Origin of the sequence: Clostridium gelidum, assembly GCF_019977655.1 — a bacterium.
GTDB classification, from domain to species: Bacteria; Bacillota; Clostridia; order Clostridiales; family Clostridiaceae; genus Clostridium; species Clostridium gelidum.
The window spans coordinates 956,380-976,113 of record NZ_AP024849.1; the positions used below are offsets into that span (position 1 = coordinate 956,380).

Annotated in this window: 20 protein-coding genes; 15 read left to right on the plus strand and 5 right to left on the minus strand. The window is 28.1% G+C overall.

Annotated elements, in window-relative coordinates; all coding sequences use genetic code 11:
* Positions 1-57: 57 nt before the first annotated feature.
* From psyc5s11_RS04495 to psyc5s11_RS04515, 5 genes are all read left to right on the plus strand, one after another.
* On the plus strand, positions 58-783 hold the full coding sequence (locus psyc5s11_RS04495) for an energy-coupling factor ABC transporter ATP-binding protein (protein WP_224036440.1): 726 nt from the start codon (positions 58-60) through the stop codon (positions 781-783).
* 292 nt (positions 784-1,075) lie between these two features.
* Positions 1,076-2,482 (plus strand): nickel pincer cofactor biosynthesis protein LarC, encoded by a 1,407-nt coding sequence (larC, locus tag psyc5s11_RS04500; protein WP_224036441.1) that lies wholly within the window; start codon positions 1,076-1,078, stop codon positions 2,480-2,482.
* Positions 2,483-2,528: 46 nt separating this feature from the next.
* On the plus strand, positions 2,529-3,347 hold the full coding sequence (gene larE / locus psyc5s11_RS04505; protein WP_224036442.1) for an ATP-dependent sacrificial sulfur transferase LarE: 819 nt from the start codon (positions 2,529-2,531) through the stop codon (positions 3,345-3,347).
* A 146-nt stretch (positions 3,348-3,493) separates the two neighbouring features.
* Positions 3,494-4,240, plus strand: coding sequence for a nickel pincer cofactor biosynthesis protein LarB (gene larB, locus psyc5s11_RS04510; protein ID WP_224036443.1), 747 nt, complete (start codon positions 3,494-3,496; stop codon positions 4,238-4,240).
* A gap of 426 nt (positions 4,241-4,666) precedes the next feature.
* Positions 4,667-6,718, plus strand: coding sequence for a methyl-accepting chemotaxis protein (locus psyc5s11_RS04515; protein ID WP_224036444.1), 2,052 nt, complete (start codon positions 4,667-4,669; stop codon positions 6,716-6,718).
* 77 nt (positions 6,719-6,795) lie between these two features.
* Here the strand turns inward: psyc5s11_RS04515 and psyc5s11_RS04520 are convergent, their stop codons facing one another.
* Positions 6,796-7,371, minus strand: coding sequence for a TetR/AcrR family transcriptional regulator (locus psyc5s11_RS04520; protein WP_224036445.1), 576 nt, complete (start codon positions 7,369-7,371; stop codon positions 6,796-6,798).
* 240 nt (positions 7,372-7,611) lie between these two features.
* Between psyc5s11_RS04520 and psyc5s11_RS04525 the strand changes: the two genes are divergently transcribed.
* The 4 genes from psyc5s11_RS04525 to psyc5s11_RS04540 all read left to right on the plus strand — a co-directional run bounded on the left by psyc5s11_RS04525 (position 7,612) and on the right by psyc5s11_RS04540 (position 12,217).
* The gene (locus tag psyc5s11_RS04525; RefSeq protein ID WP_224036446.1) at positions 7,612-8,907 is read left to right on the plus strand and encodes a TolC family protein; all 1,296 of its coding nucleotides are present in this window, start codon (positions 7,612-7,614) and stop codon (positions 8,905-8,907) included.
* Positions 8,908-8,987: 80 nt separating this feature from the next.
* Positions 8,988-9,992: an HlyD family secretion protein gene (locus tag psyc5s11_RS04530; protein WP_224036447.1), complete on the plus strand. Its 1,005-nt coding sequence runs from the start codon at positions 8,988-8,990 to the stop codon at positions 9,990-9,992.
* Between the two features lie 15 nt (positions 9,993-10,007).
* A complete protein-coding gene (locus tag psyc5s11_RS04535; protein ID WP_224036448.1) occupies positions 10,008-10,661 on the plus strand; it encodes an HlyD family secretion protein in 654 nt (217 codons plus the stop codon).
* A gap of 14 nt (positions 10,662-10,675) precedes the next feature.
* Positions 10,676-12,217 carry a DHA2 family efflux MFS transporter permease subunit gene (locus tag psyc5s11_RS04540; protein WP_224036449.1) on the plus strand — a complete coding sequence of 514 codons (1,542 nt, stop codon included), beginning with the start codon at positions 10,676-10,678 and terminating at the stop codon, positions 12,215-12,217.
* A gap of 422 nt (positions 12,218-12,639) precedes the next feature.
* Here psyc5s11_RS04540 and psyc5s11_RS04545 read toward each other — a convergent pair whose 3' ends face one another.
* The 4 genes from psyc5s11_RS04545 to psyc5s11_RS04560 all read right to left on the minus strand — a co-directional run bounded on the left by psyc5s11_RS04545 (position 12,640) and on the right by psyc5s11_RS04560 (position 15,830).
* Positions 12,640-13,893: a sensor histidine kinase gene (locus tag psyc5s11_RS04545; protein WP_224036450.1), complete on the minus strand. Its 1,254-nt coding sequence runs from the start codon at positions 13,891-13,893 to the stop codon at positions 12,640-12,642.
* 34 nt (positions 13,894-13,927) lie between these two features.
* A complete protein-coding gene (locus psyc5s11_RS04550) occupies positions 13,928-14,053 on the minus strand; it encodes a cyclic lactone autoinducer peptide (protein WP_224036451.1) in 126 nt (41 codons plus the stop codon).
* A gap of 35 nt (positions 14,054-14,088) precedes the next feature.
* Complete coding sequence (locus tag psyc5s11_RS04555; RefSeq protein ID WP_224036452.1) at positions 14,089-14,646, minus strand: accessory gene regulator B family protein; 558 nt, start codon at positions 14,644-14,646, stop codon at positions 14,089-14,091.
* Positions 14,647-14,933: 287 nt separating this feature from the next.
* Positions 14,934-15,830, minus strand: coding sequence for an efflux RND transporter periplasmic adaptor subunit (locus psyc5s11_RS04560; RefSeq protein WP_224036453.1), 897 nt, complete (start codon positions 15,828-15,830; stop codon positions 14,934-14,936).
* Between the two features lie 74 nt (positions 15,831-15,904).
* Here psyc5s11_RS04560 and psyc5s11_RS04565 point away from each other — a divergent pair, with 74 nt between their 5' ends.
* The 6 genes from psyc5s11_RS04565 to psyc5s11_RS04590 all read left to right on the plus strand — a co-directional run bounded on the left by psyc5s11_RS04565 (position 15,905) and on the right by psyc5s11_RS04590 (position 19,559).
* Entirely contained in the window at positions 15,905-16,186 is a 282-nt protein-coding gene (locus tag psyc5s11_RS04565) for a hypothetical protein (protein ID WP_224036454.1), read from the plus strand.
* Between the two features lie 57 nt (positions 16,187-16,243).
* Entirely contained in the window at positions 16,244-16,909 is a 666-nt protein-coding gene (locus psyc5s11_RS04570) for an HAD family hydrolase (protein WP_224036455.1), read from the plus strand.
* Between the two features lie 41 nt (positions 16,910-16,950).
* Complete coding sequence (locus psyc5s11_RS04575; RefSeq protein ID WP_224036456.1) at positions 16,951-17,097, plus strand: hypothetical protein; 147 nt, start codon at positions 16,951-16,953, stop codon at positions 17,095-17,097.
* A gap of 212 nt (positions 17,098-17,309) precedes the next feature.
* Complete coding sequence (locus psyc5s11_RS04580) at positions 17,310-17,738, plus strand: UDP-N-acetylglucosamine pyrophosphorylase (protein ID WP_224036457.1); 429 nt, start codon at positions 17,310-17,312, stop codon at positions 17,736-17,738.
* Between the two features lie 69 nt (positions 17,739-17,807).
* Entirely contained in the window at positions 17,808-17,945 is a 138-nt protein-coding gene (locus tag psyc5s11_RS04585; protein ID WP_224036458.1) for a CPC_1213 family protein, read from the plus strand.
* A 399-nt stretch (positions 17,946-18,344) separates the two neighbouring features.
* Positions 18,345-19,559, plus strand: coding sequence for an EAL and HDOD domain-containing protein (locus psyc5s11_RS04590; RefSeq protein WP_224036459.1), 1,215 nt, complete (start codon positions 18,345-18,347; stop codon positions 19,557-19,559).
* The last annotated feature ends 175 nt before the right edge of the window (positions 19,560-19,734 follow it).

Here is a 19,734-nt window from a genome sequence, read left to right on the forward strand (position 1 = left end):
ATCAGTTTGATTTATTGCTTGATTCCATATGTTTGAAATAATTAAGGGGAAATATTGATGATAGAATTAGAGAATATTTCATTTACATACAAGAATAAGGTAGCTCTTGATAATGTAAATGTCCATATAAAAGAAGGAGAGTCTATAGCTATTATAGGTCCAAATGGAAGTGGAAAATCTACTTTTTTAAAATTATTAAATGCCATTATTTTTTCAAGTCAAGGGAAATACATATTTGATGAAGTTGAAATAAATGAAAATTACTTAAAGGATAGTAAAAGCTTAAAGTTATTTCATAAGAAGCTAGGCTTTGTATTTCAAAATTCAGATGCACAACTTTTTTGTTCCACGGTATTTGAGGAAATAGCCTTTGGACTCATGCAAATGGAGTTGCCAGAGGTAGAAATAAATAAAAGAGTGAGCGATTGTCTTAATCTTCTTAATATAGATAAGCTGAAAGAAGAGCATCCTTATAATTTAAGTGGAGGAGAAAAGAAAAGAGTAGCAATTGCTAGTGTTTTAGCTTTGAATCCAGAAGTTATAATTTTAGATGAACCTATGAATGGAATAGATCCTAAAGGAAAAAGATTTCTAAGAGATTTATTAATTGCTTTAAATAAAAGTGGCAAAACTATAATTTGTGCTACTCATGATTTTGAATATGTAGAAGGAATTTTTAATAGAGCAATTGTTTTCTCGGAAGAGCATAAAATCATTAGAGATGATAAATACGAAAATACTATAAAAGATGAAGACTTTCTAAGAAAATATAACATTATATAGATACCACAGTGGAGATCATACTTATGAGTATAACTCTCCGAAATAAGTAACATGTTGTGTTACTTATTTCTGGTTTGGAATATATGTGCAATGTATGAGTATAACGTGGAATGTTGGTATCTAATAAGTTACTATCATATAATGCACATTAGAAAAGAGCAACTATATCGCATATAAGAACTTCTCATCGCATTTGTGAGTTGTTATTTTCTTTAATATGCCTAAATAGATCGTATAGATATAAATAAATTACATCTTAAGTATAAAAATTAAGTGATTGGAGTGATTAAGTATGAAAGTATTATATTATGATTGTTTTTGTGGAATAAGTGGAGATATGAATTTAGCAGCATTATTAGATTTAGGGGTGCCTAAGGAATATTTAATTGAAGAGATTTCAAAGCTTAAGCTTAATTATGAATATGAAATAAAAATTAAAAATGATATTAAGCATGGAATAACAGGAACTAGGGTAGATGTTATTTTAAAGAATCAAGTTCATAATCACGAACATGTTGTTGAAAAAGCTTTGGATAATCACCAGCATGTACATATTAACAACGATCATCATGAGCATGATCATTCACAACATGAAAACAATAATCATAGCAATAACCATGAACATGATGAAAATCATAGTCATGAACATGATCATTCACATCATGAAAACCATAGCCATAGTCATGAACATATTGAAGAGCACAATCATTTACATAAAGAGAATAATAATCACGAGCATCATCATAGAAATTTAAATGATATTGAAAATATAATAAATTCAAGTGATTTGACGGAGAATGTTAAGAAACTAAGTTTACATATGTTTATGAAGGTGGCAGAAGCTGAAGCAAAGGTTCATGGAAAAACTTTATATGAAGTACATTTTCATGAGGTAGGTGCTATTGATTCTATTGTGGATATGGTAGGAGCGGCTATTTGTATAGATTATTTGAAGGTTGATAAGATAATGGCTTCGCCTGTTCAAGTTGGAGGCGGCTTTGTAAAATGTGCTCACGGACTCATGCCAGTTCCAGCACCTGCAACTGTAGAAATATTAAAGAATATACCAATTAATACTGGAATAGTACCTTTTGAGACTACCACGCCTACAGGAGCAGCAATACTTGCAGCAAATGTTCAAGAATTTACTCAAAAAATAGATTTTTCTATAAAGAAAATAGCATATGGAATAGGGCATAGGGATTTAGAAATTCCTAATGTTTTAAGAGTCTATTTGGGTGAAGAACAAAAAGCTGAAAAAATAGAAGAACAGTACATTTTAGAAACTAATATTGATGATATGAATCCTGAATTTTATGGATATGTTGAAGAAAAGCTTTTTGGAAAAGGTGCTTTAGACGTATATAAAACAGTTATATTTATGAAAAAAGGAAGACCAGGAGTAAAACTAAGTGTACTAGTTAATGAACAATGTGAAAAAGATATTTTAGATGTAATTTTTGATGAGACTACTTCAATAGGAGCACGGAAATATAAAGTTGAAAAAATTATGCTAAGTAGAGAATTTTCAAAAGTAAAAACTAAGTATGGAGATATTACCATTAAAAAATCTTATTATAAAGGAAAATTAGCTAAATATAAACCAGAATATGAGGAATGTAGAAGTATAGCAAAAGAAAAAAATATAACATTAGAAGATGTTTATAAAGAAGTTTATAGAGAAGCTTCAGACATATAAAACAACTAGCGTAAGTGATAATTTAGATGAGAGGTAGGAGCGATATATGATAAATAATGATAAATACAAAGAATTAATAACTTATCTTAAAAGCTTGGGAAAAGTAGTTTTAGCATTTTCAGGAGGTGTAGATAGTACTTTTTTACTTAAAGCAGCTAAAGAAGCACTTGGGGATGATTTAAAGGCAGTGACAATTATGTCTCCATACATTCCTAAGTGGGAAATAGCAGAAGCTAAGGAATTAGTAAAAGAATTAGGAGTTAACCATGAAATTATAGAAGCTCCAATTATTGAGTCTATTAAATATAATCCAGAAGATAGATGCTATTTATGCAAAACAGCAGTATTTAGCATGATAATATCAGTAGCTAAAGAACAAGGTTATAACTATGTAATTGATGGAACAAATTTTGATGATATAAGTGATTATAGACCAGGACTTAGGGCACTAAAGGAATTAGAGGTAAAGAGTCCACTTCTAGAATGTAAATTAACTAAAGAAGAAATAAGAGGATTTTCTAAAGAACTAGGTTTAAAAACTTGGGATAAACCATCATATGCTTGTCTATTAACAAGAATCCCTTATGGAGGTGAATTGAAAGTAGAAGCTTTTGAAAAGATTGAAAATGCTGAAAGATTTATGATGAGTATAGGTTTTAGAGCAGTTAGAGTAAGATGTCATGGAGATTTGGCTAGAATTGAAGTAAATAGAAATGATAGAAATAAATTATTTGATGAAGAGTTCTTAGACACCATTGCAAGCAAGATAAAGGAATGCGGATTTAAATATGTTACATTAGATTTGCAAGGGTATAGAGTGGGAAGTTTTAATGAGACTATAAAGAAAAAAATGAATAATGAATAATGAATAATGAAGGGTGAATGATTAGGAAAGAAAAACCAGAGGCTTTTCAAAAAAATATATTAAAAAAATTGCGTAGCAATTTACACCTTAATCATTCATTATTCACTATTCATCATTAATTAATTTTACGGAGGTGATGAGAATTAATGAATAGAGAAGAACTTAAAAATCTATTAGAATCAGTTAAAAATAATGAAATTAATATAGATGAAGCTCTTGAAAATTTGGAGGATCTTCCTTTTAAAGATTTAGGGTTTGCAATGATAGATAATCACAGAGAATTAAGAGTAGGATATCCAGAAGTTATATATTGTGCAGGAAAAACTCCAGAACAAATTAAAGAGATTGTTAGGTTTATGCTTACAAAGGATAATAATATCTTAGGAACTAGAGCTACAGAAGAAGCGTATAATGCAGTAAAGGAAATATGCGAAGAAGCAGAATACAATAAGCTTGGAAGAACAATAACAATTAAGAAAAAAGAACAAACTCTTACAGATAGTTATATTGCAATTATTTGTGCTGGAACTTCTGATTTGCCTGTGGTAGAAGAAGCAGTTGAAACTGCAAAGATATTAGGAAATAGAGTTGAAAGAATAACAGATGTAGGTGTTGCAGGAATACATAGACTTTTCTCTAAGTTAGATATTATTAGAGGTGCAAAAGTTATTATAGTAATTGCAGGAATGGAAGGTGCTTTAGCTAGTGTCGTAGGAGGTCTTGTTGATAAACCTGTAATAGCAGTTCCAACTAGTGTTGGTTATGGTGCAAATTTCGGTGGGGTTTCAGCGCTATTATCTATGTTGAACAGTTGTGCCAGTGGGGTTAGCGTAGTAAATATAGATAATGGATTTGGAGCAGCCTATAATGCAAGCATTATAAATAAGTTATAATAGAAATAAAATATAAAATGAGACTTTAATTTTATTTATTTAAATTTAATTAAAGTCTCATTTTATATTTATGTGAATATTGGATTATTCCTATAAAAAATAAAACAAAATTAATACAAATAATAATATGGATTGTTTTAAATGAAAAGGATTAAATTGTTGATTTTACTATATTTATGTGATATATTTCCTATATAGTAACAAATTAAATATATTATAAATAACAGTTCGACAAATTAATCTAATATTAAACAAAGGGTTAAAATGAAAGAGTGTGAATAATGAAAAATTCTCTTAGATGGGTACTTTGAGGAATTGGTTATTCATTCTATATTAGTTTAAATAATGGATTGTTATTTTTTTATAAAATGAGGGAGATGTTTAATAATAAAAGATAAAGTTATTTAGAGTGGGGGATGAGATTTTATGAAAATTGGGTTAAGAGGGAAAATACTTTTTTTTATTATTTCATTGTTAATTGTTTCTTTTACAATGGTTGCTTTAATTAGTTATGGAGAATCAAGGAAAATTATAACTAAACAATTAAATGAGCAATTGATAACGAAGACAGATTATATGCAACAAAAGATATTAAATTTTTTCTCACAAAGACAAATTGTATTAGAAAATGAAACACAATATATAGCAGAAATTTTAAAGAAAACTAAAGATGATAAAAATGAATTTGTAGGTGCAAAAAATACTATTGCAGATTATTTAGTATTGCAAGGGAGTTTAGTTAAGGATAAATATGGAATACTTGATGTATATGTTGGTTATCCAGATGGAAAGATTGAAGCAGCGTCAAAATGGGTTCCAGAGGATCCAAATTGGAATTGTACTGAACGTTCTTGGTACAAAGCTGCAGTAGCAGCAAGTGGAAAGCAGGTTTATACAGATGTTTATATAGATGCAGATTCAAAACAATCTGTAGTTACAGTATCTCAAATAATTAAAAAGGAAGATGGAAGTAACTATGCTGTTGTAGCATTAGATATTCAATTATCTCAACTATCAGCATTATTTTCTGAAGAGAAGATTGGTGATAGTGGATACCCATTTTTACTTAATAAAGATGGTAGATTTTTAATTCATCCTAAGTATGAATTTAACGAAGATATCACTAAGGCTTCAACAATATATAATATTTCAAATGGAAGTTTGAAGGACATTGGTGAAAAGTTAACATCTAAAACTTCAGAAGCTTTAAAAGGTAATTTAGATGGAGTTGCTAAAATCTATTATGGGGAAAATGTAAAAAATACAGATTTTTATATTGTTTCGTCATTAACAGAAGAAGAGTTTACAAAGGATTTAAGTAGTCTTATTATGATTATTGCATCTATTTTAATAGGGTCAATAATATTTTTCGGTGGTTTAGTTTTTGTTTTCGTGGGTAGAATTACTAAGGTTATAAAACAGGTAGTTGAAGGCATGAAGCAAATGGCAAATGGTAATCTTAATTACAAAATGGTGAAAATTAATAGGAAAGATGAATTAGGCATTTTAGCTGAATCTATAGATAATATGCAAGTTTCCTTAAGAGATACTATTAATGAAATAATAATAGAAACTGATAATGTAAATAAAGCTCTTCAAGTTTCAAATAGTAGTATTTTAGAATTAAATGAAAATATTGAGGACGTTTCTAATACTGTTGAGGAATTATCCTTAGGAGTTGAAGAAACAGCTAGCTCAACAGAAGAACTAAATGCTATGTCAACAGATATAGAGTCAGCAATAGAACTTATAGCTGATAAATCGCAAGAAGGTTCGATATCAGCTGGGGAAATCAGCAAAAAGGCACTGTCTTTAAAGGATAGTTCAGTAAAACATCACAATGAAGCTAATGAAATACGCGTTAATATTAAAAATTCAATGGATGAAGCTTTAGATAAAATAAAAGAGGTAGAGAAAATTAGAGCTTTAGCTGATACAATTTTGCAAATATCTTCTCAAACAAATCTTTTAGCATTAAACGCGGCAATTGAATCTGCTAGAGCAGGAGAGGCAGGCAGAGGTTTTTCAGTAGTTGCAGATGAAATAAGAAAATTAGCAGAGAACTCAGAAAATACTGTAAATGAAATACACAGTACAATTCAAGTTGTATTTGAAGCTGTAAATAATCTAACAAGAATTTCAAAGGAGACTTTGTATTATATTGAGACAAAGGTTGTTGATAGTTATAAGGAATCTGTTACTGTAGGAGAAAACTATGATAATGATGCAATATATGTTAATAATTTAGTTTCAGATTTAAGTGCAACTTCAGAAGAACTTTTGGCAGCTATAAAAAATGTAGCAGAATCAATTGATGATATATCAAAGGCAAACAGCCAAGGGGCAAAAGATACAAGTGACATCGCTCATAAAGTATTAAGAATAAAACAACGGGCAGATGAAGTGAAAATTGAAACTAATAATGTAAAACAAAGTACTGATCATTTAAAAGAATTGGTTTCAAAATTTACTATATGATAAAAGTCGAATAAAAGTTTTTAAATAAGTATAAAATACCCCTAAGTAATATTGTGATAGTATTACTTAGGGGTATTTTAAAGTAGCTCAGAACTAAGTATTTTTAACGTACTAAATAATTCTGTGAAATCTTGTGGCGTATAGTCCTCATTATTTTCAACAAACCATTGAATTGAAGTCATTACAATTGAGGCATATATGCGACAAAAAAACTCTTTAGGAATACTAAATTTAGTGTTAATCTGCATACTATCAAAATAAGATGAACAGGCATCCTTTAATACATTGATAATACTATTATATAAATCAACAGATTCAGTATGAACTTTTAGCAAGGCTAAAAGTTTATTTCGTTGTTTTGAATAAAAATCTATCATACTTAGAAAAAAAATCATAAAATCATCATGAGATTTTATATTGAATCTACCTTTAATATATAATTTAAAATCAGTTATTAGCTCATCTACTAGTTGCTTAAGCAAATCATATTTATCACAATAATGATCATAAAAAGTTGAACGACCTATTAATGCTTCATCTATAATGTTTTGAATTGTGATATCTTTAAAATCTTTTATTAATAATAAATTAATGAAAGATGTTTTTATATTCTCACGTGTTTTTAATACACGTAAATCAGTATTATTAGCCATGCAGTCACCTCAGAATTTAGCTAGAGTATGTAATATAAAAAGTACCATTAGTAACAATATACAATAATGTTGTAATTATAGCAATCAATATATATAAATATGCAAGTTATCTAACAAATAGTACATAAAGTGTTTCTTAACTTACAATATGGATTAGTACTGATTATTGAAATGGAAGGCTAATGAAATTAACATATAGAATATAGAAAGGACATGAAATAAAAAAAGAGGTGAGGAATTTTGAAAAAAAGATTAAATAAAATAATTGCGTTCTTAATTGGCATAAGTGTTATGAGTGGAAGTATTGTGCCAGCGTTTGCAAAAGATATTACACAAAACACGAATAATGTTAGTAATGTACAAACCAAAGCAAATCAAAAACCAGTTCTTACTTTAGCTGACGCTATAAAATCAGCTATTAATATCAGTGAGTTATTAGAACTTGATGAAAAGAAAATAAATTATATGGACAAGATTAATGATATTAATGAAAAAATTGATGATAACCCACAGTTAGTTGGTAAGGTAGAAATAGAGATGTCTGATGACAGAAAAGATTTTAATAAGGATACTCGTGACATTAAACTAAAGCAGTGCAAAGAGCAAAAAGATTCTGATGAAGATAAACTAACACAAAAAGTTACTACTACCTATAATAATATTGTTACGAGTCAAATGAAAATAGAAGAGGCAAAAAGACAAATGGAACTTAAAACTAAGGAACTTAGTATTGCAAAAGCAAAAAATGCTAGTGGTGTTATAACAGCAGTAGATTTAAACGGTAATGAACTTAAGATAGAAGATTTAAAAGATAAATTAAAATCAAGTGAAAATACATTAAAGGATGCAGAAGATAATTTTAAAGTTCTAACAGGCAAAGATATAACTAAGTATAGTTTGGAACAAGATATAGAGTTTAATAAATTCAAAATAGATGGTTCCATAGATGAATATTTAGATAAGGTTGTAGAAAAATATTTAAAATATAGTACGAAATTAATTGAACTTAATAAAGATTATTTTAATGATAAGGACAATAAGGTAGACGATGTAAAGGACGAAGACAAGCCATCCGATGAGAAACCAACACTGGACACCACTGGGGATAATACAACTGGAAATGAGAATTATGCAGAATATCAAGGCAAACTAGATGGTTATTATCAAAAACGGGAGATGTATGCATTTAAATTATCAATGCGTTTAGCTTATTTAAATGCTAAGTTAGGTACATATGAAAGTGAAACTAATTTGAATGAAGCAAAGAAACAATTTAAAGAACAAATGAAGGCATTTTATACCAATCTTGTTACTCAGGAAGATAATATTAATTTGTTAAAGAAAAATATATTGTTAACTAATAAGCAGCTTAGTATTTTAAAAGTGAAGTATGATTCTGAATTAATAACTAAAACAGATTATGATAATCAAGTTGTAAATAGTGAAGAGTTAGATATTCAATTAAGAAATGCAATTGATAGATATAATACTCTAAACGAACAAATTCAAAAGCCTTGGATTGCATTTTCAAAATAGTATAAAGCATAATCAAAAAAATAAGAAACTCACAAAGAATTAATAATAAATTATCTAGTGAATTAAGGGAGCAATGTAATATGAAAAAAAATATTTTATGGGTAATGATGATAGTATTATTGGTTACTTCTACTATAGCTGGATGTAGTAATAGTAAGTATGATAGTACAAATGTTGATGAAGCAGTTAATGTTGATAAAACAGTTAATGCTCAGGATAAGGATATTACTTATTTTATGTCAGGTAAAGTTCAAGCAGATGAAAGTGCAGTTATAACATCTAAAATTAATGCAAGAGTTTTAAATATAAGTGTTGATGTGGGTTCTACAGTAAACCAAGGTGATAATCTAATTACTTTTGATTCAAAAGATATCCAAGCTCAGGTAGGGCAAGCACAAGCTGGTGTAGATGTAGCACAAGCAAACTTAAATAAAATCAAAAGCGGGACAAGACCGGAGCAAATAGAACAGTCTAAAGCGACTCTTGAAAGTGCTAAAGCAAACTATGATAATGCTAAAGTTAATAATACAAGAAATAAAGATGTTTTTGACGCAGGTGGAATTCCTAAGTCGGAACTTGATAAAAGTGAGACTACTCTTACAAATGTAGAATCTGCATATAAATCAGCACAAGCAGCTTTTGATATGTTAAACAAAGGTGAAACAGCAGAAAGTATATCAATTTCAGAAGCACAAGTAAAAAGTGCAGAGGCAGCTTTAAATACAGCGCAAGTTCAGTTGCAAAATGGAGCGATTGTATCTCCAATATCTGGGGTCGTGAGTGCCAAAAATATAAATAATGGTGAACTAGCCACTGTTGGAGCACCTCTGATTTCAATTGTTAATTTAGATACGATTATGATAAATGCTTATATGCCGCCAACATTTATTAATAAAATAGCTGTTAACCAGGAAGTTACAATTAAAGTATCAGAAATTCCAGATAAAGAATTTAAAGGAGAAATATCAGTAATAGATTCAGTTATTGATTCAAAGAATAAAAATATTCTTGTAAAGATAAAATTTAAAGACAAAGATCCACTTCTAAAACCAGGAATGTTTGTTGAAATAGGAATAAGAGAGTAAGGGGTGAAAAATAATATGAATGGAAAGCGTAAAAAATTGATGATTACTATATTGATAGTTATGGTTGGAGCACTTGGTGGAATAGGATTCTATTATTGGTATGATAATAATTACTTTGTTTCTACAGATGATGCAAGAGTTACGGGGGATCTTATTAAGGTAAGTCCACAGATTTCAGGAAAACTTCTTGAGTTTAATTTAGAAGAAGGAGATAAAGTATCACAAGATCAAATCATGGGAAGACAAGAAATGACTAATCTTCCAGATACGAATGTAGATCAATCTATAATAAGAGCACCAATCAGTGGAATTGTTATCAAAAAAATTGGGAATGTAGGAGAAATTGAAGCAGCAGGACAATCCATTGCAATGATTGTTGATCCACAAAAATTATATATTACTGCAAATATAGAAGAAACTAAATTAGGAAAAGTAAAACAAGGACAAAATGTAGAGATTACAATAGATCAAATTGAAGGAAAAACATTTACTGGAAAAGTAAAATATGTCGGTAAGGCTTCAAATTCAACTTTTTCACTTCTTCCAACATCAACTAGTGGTACATTTACTAAAGTCGTACAAAGAGTGCCTGTTAAAATTGAATTTGATAAAGTTAATTCAGAGTTATTGCCTGGCACTAATGCCATTGTTAAAATTCATGTTAAGTGATGGAGGGAAGCATAATGAAAGGAAAAGAAAATAATGATCCATCCAAGTGGCTGATTCTTTTAGTACTTATAATAGGTTCTTTTATGACTTCGTTAGATACTAGTATTGCTAATATAGCTATTCCTAAAATAATGTCAGTATTTGGTGTTTCTCTAGATGATGTAAAGTGGGTGCTAACAGCTTATACCCTTACACTAGGTGCAATAGTACCAGTAACCGGATACTTGGGAGATGTCTTTGGATCAAAAAAAATGTTTATATTTGCTCTTGTTACTTTTACTATAGGATCATTTTTATGTGGAATGGCTTGGAGCAATGGAGCTATGATTGCATTTCGCGTCATACAAGCTATAGGTGGTGGGATGATAATGCCAGTTGCTATGACTACGATGATGCAGATTTTTTCTAAGGAGACACTTGGTACTGCTGTGGGATTTTGGGGTATTGCAGTTTTAGCGGCTCCAGCTATAGGACCAACCCTTGGAGGATATATTCTTGAAAAATTAGATTGGAGAATAATATTTTATATAAATGTTCCTATTGGTGTGCTAGGAATATTCATGGCATTAATATGTCTTCAAGATACTCCTAAAAAAGCATTCCCCAAATTTGATTATATAGGTTTTATAACGTCCACTATATCTATAGTTAGTATCTTATATGTTTTAGGTGAAGGTTCCAACATAGATTGGCAAGACATAAAAAATCCTCTGTTATTAACAGTTGGAGTTTTTGGTATGATAATATTTATAATAAATGAACTTAGCACTGAAGATCCACTAATAGAATTGCGTGTTTTGAAGAATTTGGAATTTACCATAAGCCAAATTGTACAATGCTTACTATTTTCTGTGTTAATGGCAGTAATGTATATAATGCCTTTGTTTTTGCAAAACATGAAAAATTATACACCAATAGAAACTGGTATGATTTTATTACCATCTGCTATGGCATCAGCACTTGTAATGCCCATTAGTGGTAAAATATATGATAAGATTGGCGCAAAGATTCCAGCTACCATTGGAATAATTATAATAATTGTAAGTTCATATAAATTAGTTTGCATTAATATGGATACAACTAAACTTTATATAGAGGCAGTAATGACAATACGTAATATTGGAATTGGACTTTCAATGATGCCTATAACAACAGCAGGAATGAATGCTGTTGTCGATCCAAAACTCGCAGGAAAAGCATCAGCACTAAATAATACAATTAAACAAATTGCGGGTTCGCTAGGGATAACAATTACAACAACTCTAATACAAGGGAGAGTTAATTTGAATTATAGCAAGTTATCAGATCAGATAACATCATTTAATTTAGCTGCAAGTGAAGCTACTAATAAAATGCAATCATTGTTTATGCAAGGGGGATACTCACAAGGAGATGCAAATGGCGTGACAATAGCTACAATTACACAACTTGTGTATAAACAAGCTTATATTGATGCAATAGGTTATGCATTAGCAGTAACTACAGTTGCTGCAGGTGGGGCACTAATTTTAGTTCGTTTTATGAAGAACAAGAAATTGGAAAAAGGCACAAGTTAATGAGCTATTACATCAGTATCGAACCCATAAGAAATTTGAAACTTATTCCCTGCATTTTATGATAGATTAGACAAATACTTATTAGAGAAGATTAGTCTAAGTCATGCAGAGTATATAAAAAATGCAAATGGAAATAATTTAGCAAATGTGATTGAGTGGGTATTTAAACAACAAACACATGTTGAAGAAATGCTTAATGGATATAATATTAAACTTACAAAATAGCAAGGCTTCCAAATAGTAGTTAAATATTATATTTTGCTTTACAGTTAAAAACAAATAAAATATATCCGTAAATAAAGGAGTTAATATTATGTCTAATATTAAACCAATTTCAGATTTACACAATTACAATGAAGTTCTTAAATATTGTGTAAATGGAGAGTTGGGATTTTGCTAAAAATAGAAAAATGCATTATATTTTATTTAATAGGTAAAACAATCTTAAATTCAGTAGCTATATCAGTACTTTCAACATATATATTTCCATTATTACTTTCTACTAAATCTTTAACAATACTCAGCCCATATCCATGACTTTTATCAGTGTTATCTTTAGTTGTAAATCCAGCTTTAAAAATATCTTTCAAGAAATGTTCTTCTATTTTAGGTCCATTATTTGAAAGTAGTATTATTGCATTACCTAAAGACTCATAGCTTTTTGCAATTATTGTCCCTTTACCATTCATTGCCTTAATTGAATTATTTACTATATTGGATATAACCCTATAAATTTCCATTTCATTAATCTTTACTAGGATAAGATCACATTTCTCTTCAATTATAACATGTATACCTTTGTCTATAGCAGGCTTTAGTGCAAATTCTAATAATGATTCTTGATTTTCACTAACTTCTACACCTATTGGAGTAGATTCATTGTTATTTATAATATCCTTTAAAGATTTTTTCACATCATCAAATCTTTCCATAAGGCCAAGCTCATATAAATATGAAATTTGTGATCCATGCTCATTTTTAATTTTTCTAAGTTCACTATTTTTAATTTCTAGACAGTTATTTAATTTATATATTTGCTTTGATTTCTGATGAATACTCCAAAGATAGACTGCGATAAATATTAAAAATATAAGAAACATTATATATGTAATATTTTTTAATAATTGGCTTTCTACATTTAATGTCATAACATAAAAACTTATTACAAAATCAAGAACAAAGCTCATTATATAAAACATTATGTAAATACCTTCATTTATTATAAATTTATGAATTTGTTTTATTTTCTTCATATATTTAAAACATAAGAGCAACACAATCCATTCCGGTACATAAATTATAAAAATTGTCTCATAATTTATATATTCAGTGGAAAACATTTCCTTAACATATTCAAAAATCAAATTTCCAAATAATATAGAATATATTTCAATAATAAAATAAATTACTGAAAATGATGTTAATGCACTTACAATATTTTTTCTATAAAATACAGTTATTATACTTAAACATAATATATGAGTTACAAATATACTCGACCAATTGTCACCAAATGTTCCGGAACAAAAACCTGTTGCAACTATCAATATTGGCACAATGCTAAATAATTTTATTTTATCTACTTTAGAACTTTTATTTATGCAATAAAATATTGCATAAGCAAATGTTATTGATTGTAATATTGATGATATTATATCTATAATGTTTAATGTCAATTACGCCACCCCTTAGTATATTTATAAATGTAGTTTATCTTAATTTTTTCATAGATTCAGGCATTTCTTCAACTCCATGGCAACAACATGATGCTGTAGGTTTTGTAATCATTGAACCTGACACTTTCTTTAAAATGTTACCTAATACTTTTGTAATCATAAAAACATCTCCTCTTAAATTTTTACTGATAATTCTTAGTTTTCTCTTTTATTAAACATTAGTAAGGCCTCAAATAGGATTGTCCAAGTTATTAGTGAATAATAACTACTATAGTTATATAAAACTATAGATATTAGTCCAAGTATTATTGAAGCACTTAGGCCTTTAATCCTATTTTGTTTTATAAGATTGGGGCGGGTAATTGGCATTTTGGAATTTATTACTGGAGCTTGATTCCATATGCAAAATATGCTTAGGAAAATTAAGATGCAATTACTTAGAAAACTAAGATTACATTGTAAACTTAAAATCAATGTTCCAGCTGTTAATAGCAATGTTGCTATAAAACACTTAATTTGAGTGTCTTCATGATATCCTCCTATAAAAGGATTAACGGCACACATTATTGCAAGAATAATTATAACTTCTTTAAAGTATCCAAGTAATGAAAAAATAATTATTAATAAAATCGTTTTCGAAAATTCAAATAAAATAGTCACTAAGGCATATTCCATTTGTTCAAGTTCATCTTTACTATACTTTTCATTTATTGATATACTTTGAATTATTCTCTTAGAAATACCTTTTACCATTTTTATCACTCTTTTATATATATTTTTGATTTCATATATAGTATAATCCCTTATTTGTTATATTTCAACATATTTTCAAAAAAATTTTCATATATCATCAAATTTCTTCTTAGCAAATAAATTAACTATTAAGAATTATACAGATAAAATATTCTTAAATATAGATACATAAAGCTGTATAGAATTATGGTAAAATAATACAATTGATATTACATTGCACAAAAAAATAGTAAGAACACAAATGAAGATTGTGATCTTACTATTTAATTTTTTGGTATCTATATATTTTAGTTACTCTTCACAATATTAAATTTCACATTATATTTCATATTAGAACTACCGTAAGCAACAACTTGCTCATCTTCAGATAATCCATCTTTAATTTCTACATATTGATTTTTAGAAGTTCCAACTGTTACTGTATGTTTAGCTAATACATCACCATTAATCACATACACATATGAAGTGCCATCTTCTTCAAATACAGATTCTTTTGGAACCAAGAGAGTATTATTTTCATTTGGATTAATTAGTAAAACATTTGTGACCACTCCTAGTTTTAGATTATCATCGGAAGCATTAACAGCTACTTTAACATCAAACATTCCTGTCTTTTGATCTGCTGAAGGAGAGATTGTAGATATTGTACCATCATAAGATAATCCAGTTGATGGTACAGATATAGTAGCAGACATACCTACCGTAATATCATTTATATTTGTTTCAGTGACTTTTATTAATACATTTATAGAGTTTGGATTTTCTAAAACAATTGAGGGTGTTTGAGTAGGAGATAATTCACCAACTGATATATTTTTAGCGCTTATTTTTCCAGCAATAGGTGCAGTTATGGTTGCATTATCAAGTGCATGCTTAGCAAGATCTAATTCAGCCTTAGCACTATCCATTTGAGATTTTGCAGACGCAATATTGTCAGGATTTATAATTGCATTAGTAATTGAAGTGTTTTCACTAGCTGCAGCAAAGCTTACTTTTGCATTTTTAAGCCTAGTTTCAGCATTTGAATTTGCAATATCTAAAGCAGCTGCTGCTGTATTTAATTTACTTTTTGCATCATCTAATGTTACTTTTGTAGCAGCATCAGCTTGACATAGAGTATTTGTACGATTATAATTTGCTTTTGCATCATTATAAGCTGTTTGTGCAGCTAGTTGCGTTAACAAACATACTTTTTATTATTACTTTAAATCAAATGATGAACTTTTAAAAGATTATTATAAAAAATTTAAAAGACGATGTGGGGACTTTTAAAATTAGTGAAGAGAAAAAAGAAATGCTTAAAGTACAATGTGAGATTATAAGAAAAGGCCAAGCTAATAAGGAGTTTTTAAATAAAACAGATCCAGAAGTACTAGTTATACTTTTAAAACAAATAACTCATTCAACAGCTGTTTCATGGAGCCTTAAAAATGGTGATTTTGATTATAAAACAGCAGTAAGGTATATGTATGAGATGATGCTTGATGTTGCGCCAAAGTATAGAACAGTTAAGGAGTTTGATATTTTAGAAATATTATAGATACATAAAGTGAAATTATATTATTATATGTTTTAATTAAGGGAGGTGAAAGAAAATATGAATAAAATTGAAGCAGTATTATTTGATATGGATGGAGTAATATTTGATACAGAAAGAGTTTATTTAGAGCATTGGATAAAGATTTTTAAAAAGTATGGATATGAAATGAAAAAAGAGATTTATGTATCTGTAATGGGAAGAGGACGAGAAAATATTATGAAAACATTTGTGAAAATATACGGTGAGAATTTGCCTATATTGCAGATGTATAAGGAAAAGGATCAACTTTTGGTACAAGCTGTAAAAGAAGGTCAAGTGCCAATGAAACCTGGAGCTAAGGAAATATTAAATTTCCTTAAGGAAAATAATTTTAAAATAGCTCTTGCAACTTCAGCTAAAAAGGATAGAATGATGATGCAATTGAAAATTGGGAAGATTGAAAATAAATTTGATGCAATTGTTTGTGGGGATGATATAACAAATTCCAAACCAGATCCGGAAATATTTTTAAAGGCAGCACAAAAGCTTTCTGTAAATCCAGAAAATTGCGTTGTTGTAGAAGATTCACCTTCAGGAATAAAAGCAGCATATAGTGCTGAAATGATGGGATTACATGTTGAAGATTTGAAAAAAGCTGATGAGGAAATACTAAAGTATTGTCATAAGAGTTTCAAAAATTTACTTGAAATTAAAGAATACATAAATGAATATTATACAGTATAAAATAAGATTAAATGTACACCCTAATAAATGAGGTGATACAAATGGATGATAATAAAAATAGAATGAAAGATAGACCTAAATCTAATGCAGAACGTAGAAAAATAGATCCTAAAGGTAATTCAGATTTAGGGATTATTGATGGCAAAAAAATAGGTGCACCTCCACATAAAGAAAAGGATCATCTATAAGAATAAAAAAAGATATATCAAATGATTCTTGAATTATTTGATATATCTTTTTTATATTCTGGACATACAAGACTTTTATTAATAATATAGAATTATAAATTAACTAAAATAAAAAAACTTTAACCTAAAACTTTTGTAAAAAGTTTAAATTTACATAAAAGTCTTAATGAGAAAGTCATATATTAAATAGATATATAGAAGGAGAATGCTAAATGAAATTAGAATTAACTGTTTATGAACTAGGCGAAGCATTAAAGAAAATAGAAGAAAAATATAAATTAGATATATTGGTTAAATCAACATTGAGTGGTGGTTGGATGACAATTACAGGTGAAGCCATTATATTAAAAGCTCCAAGTAATGTAAAAGTAGGATGTGGTGGAAAAAGCGATAATATTATAGATATAAAAATTAAAACAAAAGAGAGTCAACAAGGAATTGTTTTTAAAATTACAGGAGCCAAAGATAAGAAATTTAATGTAGATATATCAAGTACTAGATATAAAGAAGTACTTTCTAATAACTTAACGATAAACCAAATAAAAGTAAACGAAAATGAGAGTAAGGTTAGGATTGATGAAGATATTATATTTACAATAAAAGCATCCGTTGACCAAGTTGCAGAGATTATAGAAAGATAAATATGACAAGGGTATAATTTAATATTAAATACAAATACTACTATAGAGAGTTATAGGAGTGTGATATAGATGGACAATAGTATGAAAAGAAAACATACAAATAAACATAAAAGTTTAAATCATAATCCCCAAGCAGAAAGTGCAAAGGCAGTTTTTGGTGAGCCAAAAGCTAAAGATTCTGAATTCATTCCAAAAACTTTTGATTAAGGCACAATCAAAAAAATAACAAGTCCATCTACCAGACTATTTTCCATCATCCTGCGTTAGCAAAATGTCATAATAGGCTCACTATGATGGCACTTTACTTCCTTGCCTGATGAAAAATATTTATGGTAGTTTTGGACTTGTTATTTATTTTCATGTGCCTAATTATGTATAAGGCTAGAAAGTTTCAAATACTTTCTAGCCTTATTTTTGTTATATAAGAATTAAATTTAGAATAGAAGTAAAACTACTATTGGGGAATAATAGAAATGAATCAAATCCTTGTACAAAATGAATAAATGTAAAAATTTATGTTGAAAATGGTAACATTAAAGTATAATATTAAGTTAAAATAGTAAACGGTTTATATTAAAGTATATCATAGAAAGGAATGAAATTATTATGCAAGTTTTTGTAGCTAGACAACCAATATTTAATAGAAAAAATGATGTTATTGGTTATGAACTTTTATTTAGAAGTGGATATGAAAATGCTTATAATAATATTGATGGAAATGAAGCAACATTAAATGTTATAGCAAATTCATTTTATGAATTTGATTTTAAAACTATTACTGATAATAAAAAGGCATTTATAAATTTTACTGAAAAATTAATAAATGAGGAAATCGCTACAATACTTCCTTGTGAACATGTAGTAATAGAAATTCTAGAGAATATAGAACCGACTGATGAAATCATAAATGCATGTAAAAAACTTAAAGAACAAGGATTTACTTTAGCTCTAGACGATTTTGTATTTGATAAGAAATATAATAAATTAATAGAGATAATTGATATCATAAAAGTAGATTTTATAATTACTCAAGGTTATGATAGGAAAAAGATATTTGATTTGTTAAAAATAAATAGTGAAATAAAGTTCTTAGCTGAAAAAGTTGAAAGTATAGAGGAATATAATGAGGCAATGTACTTTGGATATTCATATTTTCAAGGATATTATTTTAGTAAGCCTACTATTTTAACAGCAAAAAGTATACCAACTAATAAACACGGGGGATTGGAAATTTTAAAATTAATAAATAATAAAGACTTCAACTATAATGATCTAGAAGCGTTGATACTTAAAGATGTAGGTTTATCATTCAAAATAATTAAATTAATTAATTCTTCTGCCTATTGTTTAAGAAATCAAGTAAATTCAATTAAATATGCAATTACATTCCTTGGAGAAAAAGAAATTGTAAAGTGGCTTTACGTAGTTTTATTAAATGATTTGAAAGAGAAAAAGCAAGATGAATTAATAAGAGTTTCATTGCAAAGAGCAAAATTTTGTGAATTAATATGCAATAAAAGTATTTATAAAGAAAAAACTTTTTCGGCGTATATTATAGGTTTATTTTCAGCTATGGACGCTATATTAAATTGTTCTATGGAGTCAATTATAAGAGAATTAAATATATCTGATGAAGTGAAAGAAGGATTAATGGGAGAAGAAAATATATTAAATATAATGCTAAAATTAGTTATTAGCTATGGAAGAGGAGAATGGGAAGAGGCAAATTTTTTTGCTAAAAAAATTAAAGTTGGTATAAATGAAATTTCAGAGATATATTTAGAAACTTTAAAATGGGTAGATAATATACAGTGTGATTAAATAAAAAATACTATGGATAATAAATTTAATATGTATTAAGGTAATAAAGATTATAGGAAGAATTGTTCTCCTATGGTCTTTATTTATTATATATATATATTTAATAGAATAAAGAGTAACTATTTAAAAAAAGTAGTCATAATGTCTTTACTTAATTGAATATATTTTAGTTATA